Source organism: Pseudomonas sp. Seg1, from assembly GCF_018326005.1.
Lineage (GTDB): Bacteria > Pseudomonadota > Gammaproteobacteria > Pseudomonadales > Pseudomonadaceae > Aquipseudomonas.
In genome coordinates, this window is sequence record NZ_AP021903.1 from 2,120,706 (window position 1) to 2,141,684 (window position 20,979).

A 20,979-nucleotide genomic window follows, 5' to 3' on the forward strand; every position below is an offset into this window, starting at 1 on the left:
GGTCTGTGGGGCCAAAACGCAAAAACGCCGCTACCTGATTCGCCGGGTGGGGCGAGCGGGTGAGCGACGTCTTTGTCGTGGGTGGGGCAACCGCCGTTGGTTACCTGTGCGTTTTACATAGCGAGATTTGTGCCATCTCTATCCTGATCGTTCCCACGCAAAGCGTGGGAACGATCGGTAGGAGGGGGCTAGCCCAGCAACTCACTCATGGCAATGATCTGCTCCGCCACCTGAATCAGCTTCTGCTGTCGGCTCATCGCCTGGCGGCGCATCAGGGTGTAGGCCTCTTCCTCATTACAATCCTTCATCTTCATCAGCAGCCCTTTAGCCAGCTCAATACGCTTGCGCTCGGCCAGTTGCTGGTCACGGGCCTGAAGCTGTGCGCGCAAGGCCTGATCGCTCTCGAAACGCGCCATCGCCACATCGAGAATCGGCTGCAGGCGTTGTGCGTGGATCCCCTCGACGATGTAGGCACTGACCCCGGATTTGATCGCCTGCCTCATCACCCCCGGGTCATGTTCGTCGGTAAACATCACGATCGGCCGTGGCTGGTCGCGACTGACCAGTACCACTTGCTCCATGACATCGCGGCTCGGTGACTCGGTATCGATCAGGATCACGTCCGGGCGCACTGTTTCGACGCGTGCCGGCAAATCAATGGTCAGACCTGACTCGTCGATTACCTCGAAACCGGCCTCGGTCAGCGCGGCTTTCAGACGTCCGACTTTTTTCGCCGTGTCGTTGATCAGCAGAATGCGCAACATGTTCGTGGGCTCCTTTCAGCGGCGAGCGAGCAGGGGAGCGTCGTCGCTCAAGGCGTGCAGCTTGAAACTGCGTGCGTATCCGGCCGGGTCGCTGCCGTCCCAGACTTTGCCGTCGAGCAACTGGCTGCTGCGCATGTCGGTGCCCCACGCGGCGACGCCGACAGCGGTTGCCGCGTCGCGGTAGATATCCAGCTGCTGAACCTGACGGGCGACGGCAAGGTAGTCCGGATCCTCACGCAGCAAACCCCAGCGGCGGAACTGGGTCATGAACCACATACCGTCCGACAGATACGGCAGATTTACCTCGCCGTTACCATGGAAGCGCAGCGCGTGCGGATCCTGCCAGCGGTTGCCGAGGCCATCGGCGTAATCACCAAGAAAACGCGGTTCGATGCAGGACATCGGCGCGTCCAGATATTCCGGCGCACTGAGCAACTGCGCGGTGCTGCGGCGATTTTCCGGACTGTCGTCGATGAAACGGCTGGCTTCGAGGATCGCCATCACCAGCGCCCGCGCCGTGTTCGGGTATTGCTCGATAAATTCGCGGGTGCAACCAAGGACTTTTTCCGGGTGATCGGGCCAGATGGTCTGGCTGGTGGCCAAGGTGAAACCGAGATCCTGCTGCACCGCGCTGGCGGCCCACGGTTCGCCGACGCAAAAGCCGTCGATGCGCCCGGCTTGCAGGTGCGCGACCATTTGCGGCGGCGGCACCACCACGCTATCGACATCCTGTAGCGGATGAATGCCCTGACTCGCCAGCCAGTAATAAAGCCACATGGCATGGGTGCCGGTGGGAAAGGTCTGCGCGAAGGTGAGTTTTGCGCGGCTTTGGTGCACGTGCCCGTCGAGCGCTTCAGGGCTGGTCACGCCGAGATTTTGCAGGCCGTGGGAGAGGTTGAGGCTTTGACCATTCTGGTTAAGGCCCATCAATACCGCCATGTCGGTCGACGCCACGCCGCCAATGCCCAGGTGCACCGCGTAGATCAGGCCGTATAGGCTGTGGGCGGCATCCAGTTCGCCGCTGACCAGTTTGTCGCGCAAACCGGCCCAGGAGGTCTGGCGTTTGAGGTTCAGGGTCAGCCCGTAAGGCTGGGCAAAGCCCTGTGTGGCCGCGACGACGACCGAGGCGCAATCGCTCAGGGCCATGAAGCCCAGGTTGATCGCGGTTTTTTCCGGGGCATCGCTGCCATTGACCCAGGCCAGCGGCCCTACCGAAGGTTCATTCATACAACGCCACCTCGAAAAAAAGCGCCGCCACAGACTTTGCGCAGGCAAAACCCGAAGACGACGCCATTGTCCTTGCGCGCCTGCCTTCGTTGGCCCGCGCGCTGATAGCCAGGAGAGTGCAAGGCATATGCCAGTGCCTGCGATTTGTGCGTGCGCCTCGCGCCGCAGGTCGATGCCCGGCTATAATCGCCGCCTCTTTTCGCCGCCCGAGTCATTGCCGCCCATGTACACCCTGGCCCGTCAGCTGTTGTTCAAACTTTCCCCGGAAACCTCCCACGATCTGTCGCTGGATCTGATCGGCGCGGGTGGGCGTTTGGGCTTAAACGGCTTGCTGTGCAAGGCCCCGGCAAAAATGCCGGTGACCGTGATGGGGCTGGAATTTCCCAACCCGGTGGGGCTGGCGGCCGGTCTGGACAAGAACGGCGCCGCCATCGATGGCTTCGCGCAGCTGGGTTTCGGTTTTGTCGAAATCGGCACCGTGACCCCGCGTCCGCAGCCAGGCAACCCGAAACCACGGATCTTCCGCCTGCCGGAAGCCGAGGCGATCATCAACCGCATGGGCTTCAACAACCTCGGTGTGGATAACCTGCTGGCACGGGTGGCTGCGGCGAAATACCAAGGCGTGCTGGGTATCAACATCGGCAAGAACTTCGATACCCCGGTCGAGCGCGCAGTGGACGATTACCTGATCTGCCTGGACAAGGTCTACGCCCACGCCAGTTACATCACGGTCAACGTCAGCTCGCCGAACACCCCGGGGCTGCGCAGTCTGCAGTTCGGTGATTCGCTAAAACAATTGCTGGCAGACCTGGCCACCCGTCGCGTCGAACTGGCGCTGCGTCACGGCAAGCATGTGCCGCTGGCGATCAAGATTGCCCCGGACATGACTGACGAAGAAACCGCGCAAGTCGCCCAGGCCCTGATCGAAACCGGGATGGACGCGGTGATCGCTACCAACACCACCTTGAGCCGTGTCGGTGTTGAAGGAATGGAACATGGCGACGAGGCGGGCGGTTTGTCTGGCGCGCCAGTGCGTGAGAAGAGCACGAATACCGTGAAGGTGCTGGCGGGTGAACTGGGTGGTCGTCTGCCGATCATCGCGGCGGGCGGCATCACCGAAGGCAAGCACGCGGCCGAGAAAATTCTTGCCGGTGCCAGCCTGGTGCAAATCTACTCTGGCTTCATCTATAAAGGCCCGGCGCTGATTCGTGAGTCGGTAGATGCTATCGTCGCGCTGCGTTGAGGTTTGCCGAGGGCTTTTGTGGCGAGGGGATTTATCCCCGATGGCTGCGAAGCAGCCCAAAACCATTCACCTCGATGTGCCAGTAAAATCAGGGGCTCAGGATTGCGACTGCTGCGCAGCCGGTCGGGGATAAATCCCCTCACCACAGGATCACCTTGCGGATAAGCAGGCATAAAAAAGGGCTCCTCGAAGGAGCCCCTGGGCCGTAGCCCGCCGTCCGGGAAGGACGTGCGTGGTTAATGCGTTACAAATTCAGATTGTCGTGTCGGAATAAATGCCCTGTGTCAGCCGACGGCGTGAAGTTCGTTGAGTCTGTGGATTCCCGCAGTGCCGGTCATACCGTCCCAGTTGTCGCCGCGTCCTTCTCGCCAGCCGTTGATCCAGGCTTGGCGTACCGACGGTAGAGTAAATGGGCAAAGCTCACGGGATTTGCCACCAACGCCATATTGATATCCGCGCAAAAATGCTCTTTCCAACGGATCACGCTTAAGTCTTCTCATAGGGTATTTCCCTCACTTGTTGACTGTTTGTGTCGCGTTGACCTCAACCGAGGTCTGGCAGAAAAACTCTGCCGTGGGCGGCTCGCTGCCGGCGTGGCGAGCCAAGGCGTTGACGCCGTTGGGACGTCAACCTGTGTTCAGTTCTAACCAATGAGTCACACCGAGGGAATGATCGTTTTGTCATAAGGACGTAACGAAAATAGTGCTACAGCCATAAGTAACTGTGGGTTTCATGAATGTTTTTTCAGCAAACCCCGGTATGATCGGCGCCGCACTGGATGATGGGCTTAATTCTTTAGTGAGAATGACCCACGTTTAGACTCAGGTAATATTCGACGAAGGGTCGCTTTAAGACTTTTTGTTGCACCAACTTTTTTCTCTGTCCTTGCATCTAAGCTCCTTTAACCCGAGCAGCGGGGATGGGACGGCACACCTTCGTGCCACGCGGGCGTTCTTGTAGAAAAGCGCCTGATTGAAAACCGGATCGGCAATGCGTTGCCGATTCACTAGCCAAAGGCTCTGGAAAAACCATGTCCGACCGTTTCGAACTCTTCCTCACTTGCCCTAAAGGCCTTGAAGGCCTGCTCATCGAGGAAGCCGTCGGGCTTGGCCTTGAAGAAGCCCGCGAGCACACTTCCGCCGTGCGTGGCATGGCAACCATGGAAACCGCTTATCGCCTGTGCTTGTGGTCGCGTCTGGCCAACCGCGTGTTGCTGGTGCTCAAGCGTTTCCCGATGAAGGACGCTGAAGACCTGTACCACGGCGTGCTCGACGTCGAGTGGCAGGATCACATGCTCAGCGATGGCACCCTGGCCGTCGAATTCAGTGGTCATGGCTCGGGCATCGACAACACCCACTTCGGCGCCTTGAAGGTCAAGGATGCCATCGTCGACAAGCTGCGCACCCCGCAAGGCGATCGCCCAAGCATCGACAAGCTCAATCCGGATCTGCGCATTCACCTGCGTCTGGATCGCGGCGAAGCGATTCTCTCCCTCGACCTCTCCGGCCACAGCCTGCACCAGCGTGGCTATCGCTTGCAGCAGGGCGCTGCGCCGCTGAAGGAAAACCTCGCGGCAGCGATTCTGATCCGCTCCGGCTGGCCGCGCATTGCTGCCGAAGGTGGCGCGCTGGCTGACCCAATGTGCGGTGTTGGTACGTTCCTCGTCGAAGCGGGCATGATCGCCGCCGACATGGCGCCGAACCTGCGTCGCGAGCAGTGGGGCTTCACCGCTTGGCTCGGTCACGTGCCGGCGCTGTGGAAAAAACTTCACGAAGAGGCTTCCCAGCGCGCCGCTGCCGGTCTGGCCAAGCCGCCGCTGTGGATTCGTGGTTACGAAGCCGACCCGCGCCTGATTCAACCGGGCCGCAACAACGTTGAACGTGCCGGTCTGAGCGAGTGGATCAAGATCTACCAGGGCGAAGTCGCGACCTTCGAGCCGCGCCCGGACCAGAACCAGAAAGGTCTGGTGATCTGCAACCCACCGTACGGCGAGCGTCTGGGTGACGAAGCCAGCCTGTTGTACCTCTACCAGAACCTCGGCGAGCGCCTGCGTCAGGCCTGCCTGAACTGGGAAGCGGCGGTATTCACCGGCGCGCCGGATCTGGGCAAGCGCATGGGCATCCGCAGCCACAAACAGTATTCGTTCTGGAACGGTGCGTTGCCGTGCAAGCTGCTGTTGATCAAAGTGCTGCCGGATCAGTTCGTCACCGGCGAGCGTCGTACCCCGGAGCAGCGTCAGGCCGAGCGTGAGCAAGCGGCTTACGATCAGACTCCGGACGAGCCGCAAGAGCGCAAGTTCAACAAGAACGGCAACCCGATCAAACCGACGCCGGCCCCGGCGCCAGTGATCGAGCAGCCGCGCTTGAGCGAAGGCGGGCAGATGTTTGCCAATCGCCTGCAAAAGAATCTCAAGGCGATGGGCAAGTGGGTCAAGCGCGAAGGCATCGATTGCTACCGCGTCTACGATGCCGACATGCCGGAATATGCGATGGCGATCGATCTGTACCACGACTGGGTGCACGTTCAGGAATACGCCGCACCGAAGTCCATCGACCCGGAAAAAGCCTCGGCGCGCATGTTTGACGCACTGGCGGCGATTCCGCAGGCGTTGAACGTCGACAAGAGCCGCGTAGTGGTCAAGCGCCGCGAGCGCCAGAGCGGCACCAAGCAGTACGAGCGTCAGGCCGCGCAAGGCAAGTTCAATGAAGTCAGCGAGGGCGGCGTGAAGTTGCTGGTCAACCTCACCGATTACCTCGACACCGGTCTGTTCCTCGATCACCGGCCGATGCGCATGCGTATTCAGAAAGAGGCCGCCGGCAAACGCTTCCTCAATCTGTTCTGCTACACCGCGACGGCCAGTGTGCATGCAGCCAAGGGCGGCGCGCGCAGCACCACCAGCGTCGACCTGTCGAAAACCTACCTCGACTGGGCGCGCCGCAACCTGTCGTTGAACGGCTTCTCCGACAAGAACCGTCTGGAGCAGGGCGACGTGATGGCGTGGCTGGAGAGCAGTCGTGACGAATACGACCTGATCTTCATCGATCCGCCGACCTTCTCCAATTCCAAGCGCATGGAAGGCATCTTCGACGTGCAGCGTGATCAGGTGCAGTTGATCGACCTGGCCATGGCGCGTCTGGCTCCGGGTGGCGTGCTGTACTTCTCCAACAACTTCCGCAAGTTCCAGTTGGAGGAAAACCTCGCCGAGCGTTATGCGGTCGAGGAAATCAGCGCGCAGACCATCGATCCGGATTTCGCGCGCAACACCAAGATCCACCGCGCCTGGAAAATCACGGCTCGTTGACACTCGGCAAAGTTGGATCCACAGAGCCTTGATTTTTAACGGCTCTTGGATCCGATCAGCGCTAGCCAAATTAATGGCTAATAGCTATAACTCACTCATGGCCAATGGGGGTATCCCCGAAATGCTGCTGTGGTGAGTTGCCCTTATGTCGTTGCACCCCGTGCGCCCGAAGATTCTGGGTTTTATCAGCGAAGAAGTCTCGGCCTGGCTGGTCGCGATGCTGGTATTGCTCGCCGGCGGGATTCTCACGGGACTGCTCGCCTGGGCCACCTTCAATCAGTTTGAGCAGCAATTGCGTCAGCGCTTTCAACTGCTGGCCAATGAGCGTTACAGCCGCATCGAAGAACGCTTCCAGGATCAGGAGCAACGCCTCGACGGCTTGCGCCGCTTCTTCGCCAACTCCGAATCGGTGTCCCGCGCCGAATTCGATGGCTACACCCAACCTTTATTACTGCGTACCCAGGCCTATTCGTTTGCTTTGCGGGTCAGTGCTGCCGAGCGCGGCGCTTTTGAACAGCGCGTGCGAGAGGAAGGGCTGAGCACCTTTACCATTCGTGAACTCAATGCACAGGGCGAGCTGCAACTGGCCGGCATGCGTGATGAATATGTGCCCGTGCTGTTCAGCCAGACGCAAAGTCGCCTCGGCTCGCCTTTGGGCTATGACTTGCTGGCGCAACCGCTGCGTCGGGACACCCTCCAGCGTGCAGACAAGCTTGGTGGTCTGGCGGTGTCGCAACCGATGCATCTGGTGAGTATCGAGCCGTCCTACGCGCGCGGGGTGCTATTGGTTGCACCAGTGATGCGGGCTGGCCAGCAACAGTCGTTCGGCTACGTGATGGCGGTGATCAGCATGCGTCAGTTGCTGGCCGATGGCTTGCCGGATGCGTTTCATGACTACTTGTCCGTGCGCATTCTTGACCTGTCGACCAATGATCAGCATGAAGTATTGTTCGAATCCACCAACGAGCCGGCGCTCAGTGATCTGGCGGCGACGCGGCTGGTGCGCATGGCCGATCACGACTATCAGGTCGATATCCTGCCCAGCGAAGCCTTTATGCAGGCCAATCACTCGTCGGTGGGCAGCGTGATCATTCTTGGCGGCTTGCTGAGTCTGCTGCTCAGCGCGTTGCTCTATGTGCTGGTCAGCCAGCGCCAGCGCGCCTTGCGCCTGGTCGAATTGCGCACGCAGGAACTGCACGAGCGTGAGCAGGAGTTGCGCGGCACCCACGGTCAACTGCGCGGGGTGCTGAATGCCGCGACTCAAGTCGCGATCATCGCCACCGATTTGCGCGGGGTGATCAATACTTTCAACCCCGGCGCCGAACAGATGCTCGGCTACAGCAGTGCCGACGTCGTCGGCCACATGACACTGGAAAACCTGCACTTGCCAAGGGAGTTGAGCGCACGTTCTACGGAATTGAGTGCGCGGTACGGCAAGAGCATCCCGACCTGCCACGCGATGCTGGTCGAGGGCGGTGAAGTCGGCGGTCACGAGGCTCGCGAGTGGACGCTGGTACGCAGCGATGGCAGCCACCTGCCAGTGAACATGCTCGCCACTCCGGTCCTCGATGAGCAGGGCCTGTGGGTCGGCCATCTGGCGATCTGTATCGACATCACCGAGCGCAAGCGCGTCCACGAGGCCCTGGCGGCGCGGGACGTGCTGCTGAAGAAACTCAGTGCTCACGTGCCTGGTGGCATCTACCAGTTCAAGATGGAATTCGACGGGCGCTTCAGCGTGATCTACGCCAGCGACGGCATCCGCGAGATCTACGAGCTGGAGCCGGACGTGCTGCTGCTCGACGCCGAGGCGATCTTTTCTCGCATCCACCCACAGGACATCACCCGCGTGCGCACCTCGATTCGCGCCTCGGCGGACAACCTCAGCCCGTGGCGCGAGGAATACCGCGTGCAATTGCCCGAGCGCGGGCTGCGCTGGGTGCGTGGTGAGGCGACGCCGGAAGAGCTGCCCGGCGGCGGTGTGCTGTGGCATGGCTATATTTCGGATATTTCCGATCTGAAGCGGGTCGAGGAAGAACTTCGTGCGCTGTCAGTGACTGATTCGCTGACCGGTATTCACAACCGCCGCTATTTTCAGGAGCGCCTGACCACGGAAATGGCCCGGGTCGAGCGTGGCGGCGGGGAGTTGTCGGTGATCATGCTCGACATCGACCACTTCAAACGCATCAACGACCAGTACGGCCATGCCGTGGGCGACCGGGTGTTGCAAGCCGTGTGCGAGCGCATTGGCCATCGGCTGCGCCGTACCGATGTGTTTTGTCGTCTGGGCGGCGAAGAGTTCATGGTGCTGTGCCCGGACATCGACGGCGAACACGCGTACATGCTCGCGGTGGAGTTGTGGCAGGGGCTGCGCAGTGCGCCGGTGGATGTGGTCGGCGTGGTGACTGCGAGTTTCGGCATCGCCAGTTGGCGACCGGGGGAGGGCGCGGATTCGCTGCTGCTGCGCGCCGACTCGGGCGTGTACGCAGCCAAGCAGGGCGGGCGCGATCGGGTTGAGCAGATGAGCTGACATTCAATACACCACAAACCTGTGGGAGCTGGCTTGCCAGCGATAGCGTCATTTCAGTCAGCATCTTCGGTGACTGACATAGCGCTATCGCTGGCAAGCCAGCTCCCACAGGGTTTTGTGGAGTTGCTTGAACCGCGTTACAGAACCGAAGCTGTCTGCGCCAGTTTTGGCTGCTTATACAGATCCAGCAGCACCTGATCCAGCACCGACGACGCCCCAAACGGCGCCTTGTCATTGAGGATCGCCACCACCGCCCAGGTGTTGCCATTCACATCACGGCTGAAGCCGGCGATCGCGCGCACGGTGTTCAGGGTGCCGGTCTTGACGTGAGCTTCGCCGCGCATCGCGGTGGTCTTCAGGCGTTTGCGCATGGTGCCGTCGGTGCCGGCAATCGGCAGCGAGCTGATGTATTCGGCGGCGTACGGGCTGTGCCAGGCGGCTTGCAGCATGCTGGCCATCTCACGGGCGCTGACGCGTTCGGCGCGGGACAGGCCGGAGCCGTTCTCCATCACCAGATGCGGCGCGGTAATGCCTTTGCGTGCCAGCCACTGACGTACCACTCGCTGCGCGGCCTTGGCGTCGTCACCGTCGGCATCGTTGCGGAATTTCTGACCGAGGCTCAGGAACAGCTGCTGGGCCATGGTGTTGTTACTGTATTTGTTGATGTCGCGGATGATCTCGGCCAGATCCGGCGAGTAGGCGCGGGCCAGCAGTTTGGCGTTATTCGGCGTCGAGGCGAGACGATCCTTGCCCTGGATGCTGCCACCCAGTTCCTTCCAGATCGCCCGCACGGCGCCGGCGGTGTAAGTCGCGTGATCAAGCAGCGACAGGTAAGTCTGTGAGCTGCAGCCATCGCCCAACTGGCCGGCGACGGTGACGGTCATGCTGCCGTCGGCTTGCGCCACCGGGTTGTAGCGCACGCCGCCGGTGCATTGTTTGGAGTTCAACGCCTTGACGGTGTTTTCGATGCGGATGTTGGCAATCGGCGGTTCTACCGAGATCAACACCCGACCACCGTCGTTACGCGCGACAAAACGCAGAGCCTTGAGGTTGACCAGCAGCGAATCCGGTTTGACCAGGAACGGCTTGTTCTCGTCGTTGCCGTCGTCATTGAATTCCGGCAGTTGCGGCTGCACGAAGAAGCTGCGGTCCAGCACCAGATCACCGGTTATCTGGGTCACGCCGTTGGCGCGCAGGTCGCGCATCAGCAGCCAGAGTTTTTCCATGTTCAGCTTTGGATCGCCGCCACCCTTGAGGTAGAGGTTGCCGTTGAGGATGCCGCCGCTCAGGTCGCCATCGGTGTAGAACTCGGTTTTCCACTGATGGTTGGGACCGAGCATCTCCAGCGCCGCATAGGTGGTGACCAGTTTCATGGTCGAGGCCGGGTTGACCGATACGTCGGCGTTGTACACGGTCGCGGTGCCCGGGCCATCCAGCGGCACCATCACCAGCGACAGGGCAGTCGGCTGCAGCTTGCTCGCCTTGAGGGCTTTTTCGACGTTGGGGGTGAGAGAAGTATTGATGGTGGCAGCGGAGACAGGCAGGGCCAGAGGGAGAAGAAGGCCGGCCAGAAAAAGTGGACGCAACGATTTGATCATAAGAAATAAAACCCTGCAAAAGAGGGGAAAAATAACGAGGACATGGATGAAAAAGCCCTCAGTGGTCACGAAAGTGTCGGCATTATGCCCCAAGGTGTAACCGCTTGTGCCGTCCCCGGGTGGCTAATCCGTGATTTTTTTACAGGCGGTCGGCTGCGCAGTCCAGAGAATCGGGCAATTGACCGCTTAAACTGGTAAAGTGCCGGCCGTTATTACTTAAGAGGATTGTTCCAATGGCGACTAACCGTTCCCAGCGTCTGCGCAAAAAACTGTGCGTTGATGAATTTCAAGAGCTGGGTTTCGAACTGAACCTGGACTTCAAAGAAGACTTGTCCGAAGAAGCCATTGACGCTTTCCTCGAAGCCTTCATCAAAGAAGCCATGGAAGCCAACGGTCTGGGTTATGTAGGCGGCGACGACTTCGGTCTGGTTTGCCTGCAGAAGCGTGGCTCGGTCAACGAAGAGCAGCGCGCTGCCGTTGAAGCCTGGCTGAAAAACCGTTCCGAGCTGACCAAGGCTGAAATCAGCCCGCTGCTGGACGTTTGGTATCCGGAAAAGCCGATCAACGCGGCTAAGTGATACTGAAAAAAACGGCGACCTGAGGGTCGCCGTTTTTTTATGCCTGCGCTTTACGCCAGTTCAGAATCAGCAGCGTCAAAACCCCCGCGACAATCCCCCAAAACGCCGAGCCGATGGAAAACAGCGTCAACCCCGACGCCGTCACCATAAAGGTAATCAACGCCGCTTCGCGTTCCTTCACTTCGGTCATGGCAATGCTCAAGCCATTGATGATCGAACCAAACAGCGCCAATGCGGCAATCGACAGCACCAGTTCCTTCGGCAACGCGGCGAACAACGCCGCCAATGTGGCGCCGAACACCCCGGCAATCCCGTAGAAAATCCCGCACCACACCGCTGCGGTGTAACGTTTGTTGCGGTCTTCATGGGCGTGTGGCCCGGTGCAGATGGCTGCACTGATGGCCGCGAGGTTGATGCCGTGGGAGCCGAACGGCGCCAGTAACAGCGAGGCGATGCCGGTGGTGGTGATCAGCGGCGATGCCGGCACGTTATAGCCGTCGGCGCGCAGGACGGCGATGCCGGGCATGTTCTGCGAGGTCATCGCCACCACGAACAACGGAATGCCGATGCTGATGGTCGCTGCCAGCGAGAAGTGCGGAGTAGTCCACACCGGTGTCGCCACCTCCAGGTGGAAACCGCTGAAATCCAGCAGGCCCATAAAGCCCGACAGCGCGGTGCCGATCAGCAGTGCAGCTAGCACGGCATAGCGTGGCGACAGGCGTTTGATCAGCAGATAAGTGAAGAACATCCCCAGCACCAGACCGGTGCGGTGTTGCGCGGCGACGAAAATTTCACTGCCTATCTTGAACAGAATCCCCGCCAATAATGCCGCCGCCAGCGATGCCGGGATCTTTTTCACCAAACGTTCAAAACTGCCTGTCAGCCCGCAGATCGTCACCAGCACGGCGCAAGTGACATAGGCACCGATGGCTTCGCCGTAACTGACGCCGCCAAGACTGGTGATCAGCAATGCGGCGCCGGGTGTCGACCAGGCGATGGTGATGGGTGTGCGATAGCGCAGCGATAGGCCGATGGAGCATACCGCCATGCCGATCGAAATCGCCCATATCCACGAGGAAATCTGCCCGCTGGTCAGGCCCGCCGCTTGCCCGGCCTGGAACATCAGCACCAGTGAACTGGTGTAGCCGGTCATCATCGCAATGAAACCGGCGACGATGGCCGAAGGCGATGTGTCGGAAAAGGGACGCAGTTGAGTGTGCGTGGCGTCGTTCATGACGGCGGTGTTCCTTATGCGGATGAAGATGTCCCCTGTGACGCAAACCCTTGTGGGAGCGAGCCTGCTCGCGAAAGCGGTGTGTCAGTCAACATTCATATTGAATGTGAAATGGTTTTCGCGAGCAGGCTCGCTCCCACAGGAATTGTGCGCTGAAGGCGGATTCTGTGATCAAGCCTAAACTCAATCGTAACGGATCGTTGCAATACAGCCGTGGTCACAAACAGCCATACAGTCGTGTTGCCACCATCCATTGTGTACAATCGCGCTGTTTTTTACGCGATACTTGCCAGCGACCTACTGTGCCGTATTACAGTCACGGTCTATTCGCCGCAGTTCTTCCGACTCGAGTGCCCATGAACGAACAGTTGCAACCCCTCAAGAAACAACCGCGAGCAGGCAAAGCCGGCCGCAGCGGAACCCAGGACGATATTGTCTACGCGCATATCTTCGAGGCCATCCTCGAGCAGCGTCTGGCGCCCGGCACCAAGTTGAGCGAAGAAGCGCTGGGGGAAATTTTCGGGGTCAGCCGCACCATCATTCGCCGCGCCTTGTCGCGTCTGGCCCATGAGGGCGTCGTGCTGTTGCGGCCGAACCGTGGCGCCGTCGTCGCCAGCCCGAGCGTTGAAGAAGCACGCCAGGTGTTCATGGCCCGCCGTCTGGTCGAGCGCGCGATCACTGAACTGGCCGTGCTGCACGCCACTGCCGAACAGATTGCCGAACTGCGGCAGATGGTCAACGATGAGCGCGACAGTTTCTCGCGTGGTGATCGTGGCGCCGGTATTCGCCTGTCGGGTGAATTTCACCTGAAGCTCGCTGAAGCGGCAAAAAACGCCCCGCTGATCAGCTTCCAGCGCAGCCTGGTCTCGCAAACTTCGCTGATCATTGCCCAGTATGAAAGCGGCAACCGTTCGCATTGCTCCTATGACGAGCACACCCAGTTGATCGACGCGATCGAGAAACGTGACGGTGAGTTGGCGGTGAATCTGATGATGCATCACATGGATCACATCGACAGCAAGCTCAACCTCGACGAGGAAGGCGCGTCCGATGATCTGCATGCGGTGTTCTCGCATTTGTTGCAGACCAAGAAGCCGGGGCGTCCTGCGGCGAAACTCTAAGTCAGACCGAGTTGGCCCAATCGCTGGCAAGCCAGCTCCCACAGGATGTGTGGTGTAGTGCAAATGGGTAAACACCACAAAAAACTGTGGGAGCTGGCTTGCCAGCGATAGCGATCTGACAGGCAATAAAAATCCCCCAGGCTGAAAAGCTCTGGGGGATTTTTTATGCCTGCCTGATCGTTCCCACGCTCTGCGTGGAATGCAGCCCGTGACGCTCCGCGTCACTGGACGCGGAGCGTCCCCAGAGGCATTCCCACGCGGAGCGTGGGAACGATCATGTGTCGGGAAAACTCAGCGCTGATGCACCAACGCACCCGCCGCATACGTCTGTTGCACCGTGCGGTCATCCCCCAGCGTCATCAACACAAACAACGTCTCGGCTATGTTATTCGCCTGCTTCAAGCGATAGCTAAGCAACGGCGTGGCGTTGTAATCCAGCACCAGGAAGTCGGCATCCGAGCCCGGTTGCAGATTGCCGATCTTGTCTTCCAGACGCAGCGCCCGTGCACCGCCCAGCGTCGCCAGATACAGCGACTTGAACGGACTCAGCCGCGCACCCTGCAACTGCATCACTTTGTAAGCTTCGTTCAAGGTTTGCAGCAGCGAGAAACTGGTACCGCCACCAACGTCAGTGCCCAGACCGACATTCAGCTTGTGCTTCTCGGCCATCGGCAGATTGAACAAGCCGCTGCCGAGGAAGAAGTTCGAAGTCGGGCAGAACGAGATCGCCGAGCCGGTTTCCGCCAGACGCGCACATTCGTCGTCGCACAGGTGCACGCCGTGGGCGAAGACCGAGCGCTCGCCGAGCAACTTGTAGTGGTCGTAAACGTCGAGGTAGCCCTTGCGCTCCGGGAACAGCTCCTTGACCCACTCGATTTCCTTGAGGTTTTCGCTGATGTGGGTCTGCATGTACAGATCCGGGTATTCGGTCAGCAGTTGCCCGGCGAGGGTCAGTTGTTCCGGGGTGCTGGTCGGGGCGAAACGCGGGGTCACCGCGTAGTGCAGGCGGCCCTTGCCGTGCCAGCGCTCGATCAGCGCCTTGCTCTCGACGTAGCTCGACTCAGCGGTGTCGGTCAGGTAGTCCGGGGCGTTGCGGTCCATCATCACCTTGCCGGCGATCATCCGCAGATCAAGCTTCTCGGCCGCCTCAAAGAACGAGTTCACCGACTGCGGGTGCACGCTGCCGAACACCAGCGCAGTGGTAGTGCCGTTGCGCAGCAGTTCCTTGATGAAAATATCCGCGACATCGTCGGCGTGCGCCTTGTCACCGAACTGGCTTTCGCACGGGAAGGTGTAGGTGTTGAGCCAGTCGAGCAGTTGCTCGCCATAGGCGCCAACCATGCCGGTTTGCGGCAGGTGAATGTGGGTGTCGATGAAGCCCGGGGTGATCAGCGCGTCTTTGTAGTGCTCGATTTCGATGTCCGCCGGCAGGGTCGGCAGCAAATCACTGGCGTGGCCGAGGGCGCTGATCTTGCCGCCATCGACCACCAGCAGGCCATCCTCGAAATATTCGTAGGAGGCTTCGATCCCGACTTCGGCAGGGTCGGCAATGCTGTGCAGGATGGCGGCGCGGTAGGCTTTGCGAGTCAGAGGCATGAGGGTTCTCTAATCAATTTGAGGCTTTGAGTTTGGCGGCTTCACTGCGGCGCGAAACGGGCAGCAGTTTGGCAATCGGTTCGGCGCTGGCGGTGTGCTGGCCGAAATTGGCGTTATAGGTGGCGATGATTTCGCCGGCGATGGAGATGGCGATTTCCACAGGCAATTTGCCTTTGACTTCGCTGATGCCCATCGGGCAGCGCATGCGTTGCACGACGCTGGCGTCGAAACCGCGATCACGCAGACGGTGTTCGAATTTGGCGCGTTTGGTCTTCGAGCCGATCAGGCCGAACCAAGTGAAATCGTTGCGCTTGAGGATGGCGGCGGTCAGCTCCAGATCCAACTGATGGTTGTGGGTCATGACGATGCAGTAGCTGCCGGCGGGCAGGTCATCGATTTCATCCACAGGCTCCTCGGCGACGATTTTACGCACGCCGTGGGGAATCTGTTCGGGGAATTCCTCTTCCCGCGAATCGATCCAGCGCACCCGGCAGGGCAGGCCGGCAAGCAACGGTACCAAGGCACGGCCGACATGGCCGGCGCCGAACACGGCAATCTGCGCCTGCACCTGGCCCATCGGTTCGAACAGCAACACGGTGGCGCCGCCGCAGCACTGGCCCAGACTGGCGCCGAGACTGAAGCGCTCCAGATGGGTGTCCTGCTTGCCGCTGGCGAGCATCTCGCGGGCGATCTGCATGGCTTTGTATTCCAGATGCCCGCCACCGATGGTGTCGAAGGTCTGTTTCGCGCTGACGACCATTTTCGAGCCGGCATTACGCGGGGTCGAGCCGAGTTCTTCGATGATCGTCACCAGCACACAGGGTTCGCCCTGGTTCTGCAGGTCGGCGAGGGCGTCGATCCAGTTGTACATAGTTCACCCCTACAACATCGTTGTCTGTTCGGGCCTCATCGCTGGCAAGCCAGCTCCCACAGGATTTGCGGTGTAACGCATATCGGATAAACACCGCAGAACCCTGTGGGAGCTGGCTTGCCAGCGATTGGCCGCGCCTCGGTCTTAAAGCGGAGCCAGTTCAGTCTCAGCCTCGACCGCTTTCACGGTCTTGAGCTGACGCATCTGCTCACACCCCCACAACACCCGCTCCGGCGTCGCCGGCGCATCAATCTGCGGTTGATGCTTATAGTCACCGAGGCTCGCCACCGCATCCTTGATCGCACACCACGACGCAATCCCGAGCATGAACGGTGGCTCACCGACAGCCTTGGAATGGAACACCGTGTCTTCCGGGTTTTTGCGGTTTTCCACCAGCTTCACCCGCAGGTCGAGCGGCATGTCCGCCACCGCCGGGATCTTGTAGCTGGCCGGGCCGTTGGTCATCAGCTTGCCTTTGTTGTTCCAGACCAGCTCTTCCATGGTCAGCCAGCCCATGCCCTGGATGAAACCGCCCTCGACCTGACCGATGTCGATGGACGGGTTCAGCGAGGCGCCCACATCGTGAAGGATGTCGGTTCGGAGCATCTTGTACTCGCCGGTCAGGGTGTCGACGATCACTTCGCAGCACGCCGCGCCGAAGGCGAAGTAGTAGAACGGCCGACCACGGGCCTGGCTACGGTCGTAGTAGATTTTCGGGGTCTTGTAGAACCCGGTGCTCGACAACGAAACCTGATTGAAATACGCCTGCTGGATCAGCGCTTCAAAGGTCAGGATGTGGTCGCGGACGCGCACATGACCGTTGTGGAATTGCACGTCTTCTTCGCTGACTTTGTAATGCCGGGCAGCAAATTCGATCAGGCGTTTCTTGATGATTTCAGCCGCGTTTTGCGCCGCTTTACCGTTCAAGTCGGCGCCGCTGGACGCCGCTGTCGGCGAGGTGTTCGGTACTTTGTCGGTGTTGGTCGCGGTGATCTGCACACGATCAATCTCGACCTGGAACACTTCAGCCACGACCTGCGCGACTTTGGTGTTCAGCCCCTGGCCCATTTCCGTGCCGCCATGGTTCAGGTGGATGCTGCCGTCGGTGTAGATGTGGATCAGCGCACCGGCCTGGTTCAGGAAGCTCGCTGTGAAGGAAATACCGAATTTCACCGGGGTCAGCGCCAGGCCTTTTTTCAGGATCGGGCTGTTGGCGTTGTAGCGGCGGATCGCTTCGCGACGCTCGTGATACTGGCTGCTTTCTTCCAGTTCGGCGGTCATTTCCTCGAGCATGTTGTGCTCGACGGTCTGGTAGTAATGGGTGACGTTGCGCTCGGTCTTGCCGTAGTAGTTGGCCTTGCGCACAGCCAGCGGATCAAGCTGCAGGTGACGGGCAATCGCGTCCATCACTTCCTCGATCGCGACCATGCCTTGCGGGCCACCGAAACCACGGTAAGCCGTGTTCGACGCGGTGTTGGTCTTGCAGCGGTGCCCGTGGATGGTCGCATCGCCGAGGTAGTAGGAGTTGTCCGAGTGGAACATCGCCCGGTCAACGATCGAGGCGGACAAGTCCGGCGAACAGCCGCAGTTGCCAGCCAGATCCATGTTGATCCCGTGCAGGCGCCCGGTGCTGTCGAAACCGACGTCGTACTCGACGTAAAACGGGTGACGCTTGCCGGTCATCAACATGTCTTCGACGCGCGGCAGGCGCATCTTGGTCGGTTGGCCAGTCAGGTGCGCAACCACGGCGCACAGGCACGCCGGGCTGGCGGCCTGGGTTTCCTTGCCGCCGAAACCACCGCCCATGCGGCGCATGTCGACGACGATTTTGTTCATCGATACGTCGAGCACTTCGGCGACCAGTTTCTGCACTTCGGTCGGGTTCTGCGTCGAGCAGTAGACGATCATGCCGCCGTCTTCGGTGGGCATCACCGAGGAGATTTGCGTCTCCAGATAGAAGTGTTCCTGGCCGCCGATGTGCAGCGTGCCCTGAATGCGATGTTCAGCGGTCGCCAGTGCCGAGACCGAATCGCCGCGCTGATGGGTGTGGCTGTCGAGCACGAAGTGGCGTTTGCGCAGGGCTTCGACCACGTCGAGCACTGGCTCGAGGTCTTCGTATTCGATGATCGCGGCCATGGCGGCCTTGCGCGCGGTTTCCAGATCCTTCGCGGCAACGGCGAGCACCGGTTGACCGACAAATTGCACGTCATCGATGGCCAGCAGCGGGTCGCCCGGCATCAATGGGCCGATGTCTTTCAGGCCCGGCACGTCTTCGTGGGTGATGGCGATGCGCACGCCTTCGAAGGCGTAGCACGGCGAGGTGTCGATGCTGATGATTTTCGCGTGAGCGCGGTCCGACATGCGTGCATACAGGTGCAACTGGTTCGGAAATTCCAGACGGTCATCGATGTACTGCGCTTCACCGGACACGTGCTTGGCGGCGCTGTCGTGCTTTACGCTGCGGCCGACACCGGTGGTCAGGTCCTTGGCGAACAGCTCGGCCAATTCAGCCTGGGTCTTCTCTACGGCGTGATGGTTAGACATAAGCGGTCACCCGAGTCTCGATGTGCGGTGTTTGTAGTTCGATGAAGTATTTACGCAGCAGGTTCTGCGCGCTGAGCAGGCGATATTCCTTGCTGGCGCGGAAGTCCGAGAGTGGTGTGAAGTCTTCGGCCAGTGCGGCGCAGGCGCGTTCGACCACGGCGTTGTTGAACGGCTGGCCGATCAATGCGGCTTCACAGTGAGCCGCGCGTTTCGGAATTGCTGCCATACCGCCGAAGGCCATGCGCGCATCGCTGATCACGCCGTTTTCGACGCGCAGGTTGAACGCGGCGCAGACGGCGGAGATGTCGTCGTCCAGACGCTTGGAAACTTTATAGGCGCGGAACAACTGCTCGGCGCTGGCGCGCGGGACGATGATCTTCTCGATGAACTCACTTTCCTGACGGGCAGTGACTTTGTAGTCGATGAAGTAATCTTCGAGGTTCAGCGTGCGCCGGGTTTCGCCTTTGCACAGCACGACTTGCGCGCCGAGGGCGATCAGCAGCGGAGGCGAATCACCGATTGGCGAGGCGTTGCCGATGTTGCCGCCGAGCGTGCCTTGGTTACGGATTTGCAGCGAGGCGAAGCGGTGCAACAGTTCGCCGAAGTCCGGGTACTCGGCGTTCAACGCTTCGTAGCAGTCGGAGAGGGCGGTGGCAGCGCCGATTTCGATGCGGTCTTCGAAGGTTTCGATGCGCTTCATTTCGGCGACGTTGCCGACATAGATCATCACCGGCAGGGTGCGGTGGAACTGGGTGACTTCCAGCGCCAGATCGGTGCCGCCGGCAAGCAGGCGGGCTTGTGGGTAAGCGTCGTAGAGATCGGCCAGGTCAGCGACGGTCAGCGGCACCAGGCAGCGCTTGTCGCCACTGTTCAGCTCGCCGATATCGGTCGGGGCGATCGCTTTCAGGCGGGCGATGGTTTCCGCTTCGCGGGCATCGAACTGGTCCGGTTGTTTGCCGCAGCACGATTGCTCGGCAGCCGCCAGAATCGGCCGGTAGCCGGTGCAGCGGCAGAGATTGCCGGCCAGCGCTTCGTGGGCCTTGGCGTGATCCGGCGCATCGCTGTTCTTTTGCAGAGCGAACAGCGACATGACGAAACCCGGGGTGCAGAAACCGCATTGCGAGCCGTGACACTCGACCATGGCTTTCTGCACGCTGTGCAGTTCGCCTTTGTGCTTGAGGTCTTCGACGCTGATCAGTTGTTTGCCGTGCAGTGACGAAACGAATGTCAGGCACGAGTTGAGGCTGCGATAGCGAATGTGTTCGCGGCCATCGTCATCCGTTTGCAACTCGCCAACCACCACGGTGCAAGCGCCGCAGTCGCCGCTGGCGCAACCTTCTTTGGTACCGGATTTGCCGACGTGTTCACGCAAGTAATTGAGCACAGTCAGATTCGGGTCCAGGGCGTGCTCGCTACGGAGTTCCTGGTTAAGTAAAAACTGGATCACGGAAGGCCTCGCAGACTCATTATTGTTGTTAACCGACGTGAACCGAATTTAGCAGGTCTGACTTTTCGGTCAATGGTTTTCTGACTTAAAGGTCAGGAAAATACGTTTCGTCGATCAGCAACGTGTCTATTCAGTATTGACCCTCATCGGTCACCCCGCTTTTTTGCGGGATTCGTGCCAAAAACCGCTGAGTGGGCACTCCGCCATGCCCGTGCATTTGCGCTACACTGCGCCGCTTGTGCAGATCGATAGAGTTTGAAGGACAACCATGACGTTCAAGGCGCCGGACAGCCTCGCCGAGCAAATTGCTCACCACCTCGCCGAACGCATCATTCGTGGCGAAATGAAGCCGGGAGAGCGCATCCAGGAACAGAAGGTCACGCTGGCACTTAATGTCAGCCGCGGATCGGTCCGCGAAGCCTTGCTGATCCTCGAACGCCGCCACCTGATCGCGATCCTGCCGCGCCGTGGCGCGCACGTCACCGAACTGACGCCGCACAAGGTGCAGAGCCTGTGCACGCTGATGAGCGAGCTGTACATCCTGCTCGGCAATTCGGTGGCCAACGGCTGGCAAGTGCAGTCGGACATGGCGCCGTTCGTGCAGATCCAGCAGCGCCTGACCGCCAGCTACGAGCGCCAGGACATCCGCAGTTTTGTCGACGACAGCTTCAGCGTCATGCGCGCTGCCTATCCGTTCGCCAACAACCCGTACCTGCAAGAGACCGTCGAGAACCTGCAGCCGGCCATGAGCCGCGCCTACTTCCTTGCCCTCGAACAGCGAAAGGCCGAAATGAGCGAGTTCCTCGAACTGTTCGAGCGCCTGCTGGCCGCCGTGCTTGCCCGTGATTTGCCGCAGATCCGCATCGTGCTGACGGCTTACGCCCAGCGCAGCTGCGATCTGGTGGTGTCCGCCCTGACGGTTGCCTAA

The 20,979-nt window shown here is 60.2% G+C and carries 15 protein-coding genes; 6 read left to right on the forward strand and 9 right to left on the reverse strand.

The genetic code is table 11. The features are described from left to right. Positions 1-188 precede the first annotated feature (188 nt). Positions 189-764 carry an ANTAR domain-containing response regulator gene (locus tag KI231_RS09495; RefSeq protein ID WP_007916390.1) on the reverse strand — a complete coding sequence of 192 codons (576 nt, stop codon included), beginning with the start codon at positions 762-764 and terminating at the stop codon, positions 189-191. 15 nt (positions 765-779) lie between these two features. After that, the gene (locus KI231_RS09500) at positions 780-1,991 is read right to left on the reverse strand and encodes a CmpA/NrtA family ABC transporter substrate-binding protein (protein WP_213028070.1); all 1,212 of its coding nucleotides are present in this window, start codon (positions 1,989-1,991) and stop codon (positions 780-782) included. 223 nt (positions 1,992-2,214) lie between these two features. Here KI231_RS09500 and KI231_RS09505 point away from each other — a divergent pair, with 223 nt between their 5' ends. Next, positions 2,215-3,234, forward strand: a complete 1,020-nt coding sequence (locus tag KI231_RS09505) for a quinone-dependent dihydroorotate dehydrogenase (RefSeq protein ID WP_213028071.1) — start codon at positions 2,215-2,217, stop codon at positions 3,232-3,234. 284 nt (positions 3,235-3,518) lie between these two features. Here KI231_RS09505 and rmf read toward each other — a convergent pair whose 3' ends face one another. Then, on the reverse strand, positions 3,519-3,734 hold the full coding sequence (gene rmf, locus KI231_RS09510; protein WP_003223300.1) for a ribosome modulation factor: 216 nt from the start codon (positions 3,732-3,734) through the stop codon (positions 3,519-3,521). Between the two features lie 530 nt (positions 3,735-4,264). On the opposite strand from rmf, the gene rlmKL reads away from it, so the two are divergent. After that, entirely contained in the window at positions 4,265-6,535 is a 2,271-nt protein-coding gene (gene rlmKL / locus KI231_RS09515) for a bifunctional 23S rRNA (guanine(2069)-N(7))-methyltransferase RlmK/23S rRNA (guanine(2445)-N(2))-methyltransferase RlmL (protein ID WP_166222320.1), read from the forward strand. 145 nt (positions 6,536-6,680) lie between these two features. Continuing rightward, complete coding sequence (locus tag KI231_RS09520; RefSeq protein ID WP_213028072.1) at positions 6,681-9,062, forward strand: sensor domain-containing diguanylate cyclase; 2,382 nt, start codon at positions 6,681-6,683, stop codon at positions 9,060-9,062. A 137-nt stretch (positions 9,063-9,199) separates the two neighbouring features. Here the strand turns inward: KI231_RS09520 and dacB are convergent, their stop codons facing one another. After that, a complete protein-coding gene (dacB, locus tag KI231_RS09525) occupies positions 9,200-10,660 on the reverse strand; it encodes a D-alanyl-D-alanine carboxypeptidase/D-alanyl-D-alanine endopeptidase (protein ID WP_213028073.1) in 1,461 nt (486 codons plus the stop codon). Between the two features lie 233 nt (positions 10,661-10,893). Between dacB and KI231_RS09530 the strand changes: the two genes are divergently transcribed. After that, positions 10,894-11,238, forward strand: coding sequence for a YggL family protein (locus tag KI231_RS09530; protein ID WP_095189455.1), 345 nt, complete (start codon positions 10,894-10,896; stop codon positions 11,236-11,238). A gap of 37 nt (positions 11,239-11,275) precedes the next feature. On the opposite strand, the gene KI231_RS09535 is transcribed toward KI231_RS09530, so the two are convergent. Continuing rightward, complete coding sequence (locus KI231_RS09535; RefSeq protein ID WP_213028074.1) at positions 11,276-12,472, reverse strand: benzoate/H(+) symporter BenE family transporter; 1,197 nt, start codon at positions 12,470-12,472, stop codon at positions 11,276-11,278. A gap of 356 nt (positions 12,473-12,828) precedes the next feature. Between KI231_RS09535 and KI231_RS09540 the strand changes: the two genes are divergently transcribed. After that, the gene (locus KI231_RS09540) at positions 12,829-13,593 is read left to right on the forward strand and encodes a GntR family transcriptional regulator (RefSeq protein ID WP_103303886.1); all 765 of its coding nucleotides are present in this window, start codon (positions 12,829-12,831) and stop codon (positions 13,591-13,593) included. A gap of 291 nt (positions 13,594-13,884) precedes the next feature. Here KI231_RS09540 and guaD read toward each other — a convergent pair whose 3' ends face one another. The 4 genes from guaD to xdhA all read right to left on the reverse strand — a co-directional run bounded on the left by guaD (position 13,885) and on the right by xdhA (position 20,051). Beyond that, the gene (gene guaD / locus KI231_RS09545; protein ID WP_103303887.1) at positions 13,885-15,189 is read right to left on the reverse strand and encodes a guanine deaminase; all 1,305 of its coding nucleotides are present in this window, start codon (positions 15,187-15,189) and stop codon (positions 13,885-13,887) included. Between the two features lie 13 nt (positions 15,190-15,202). Beyond that, positions 15,203-16,060: a xanthine dehydrogenase accessory protein XdhC gene (gene xdhC, locus KI231_RS09550; protein ID WP_213028075.1), complete on the reverse strand. Its 858-nt coding sequence runs from the start codon at positions 16,058-16,060 to the stop codon at positions 15,203-15,205. A gap of 144 nt (positions 16,061-16,204) precedes the next feature. Next, positions 16,205-18,604 (reverse strand): xanthine dehydrogenase molybdopterin binding subunit, encoded by a 2,400-nt coding sequence (xdhB, locus tag KI231_RS09555; RefSeq protein ID WP_213028076.1) that lies wholly within the window; start codon positions 18,602-18,604, stop codon positions 16,205-16,207. Continuing rightward, positions 18,597-20,051, reverse strand: coding sequence for a xanthine dehydrogenase small subunit (gene xdhA, locus KI231_RS09560; RefSeq protein WP_103303890.1), 1,455 nt, complete (start codon positions 20,049-20,051; stop codon positions 18,597-18,599). Before xdhA ends, xdhB begins: the two co-directional genes overlap by 8 nt. A 268-nt stretch (positions 20,052-20,319) precedes the next feature. On the opposite strand from xdhA, the gene KI231_RS09565 reads away from it, so the two are divergent. Continuing rightward, entirely contained in the window at positions 20,320-20,979 is a 660-nt protein-coding gene (locus KI231_RS09565; RefSeq protein ID WP_103303891.1) for a GntR family transcriptional regulator, read from the forward strand.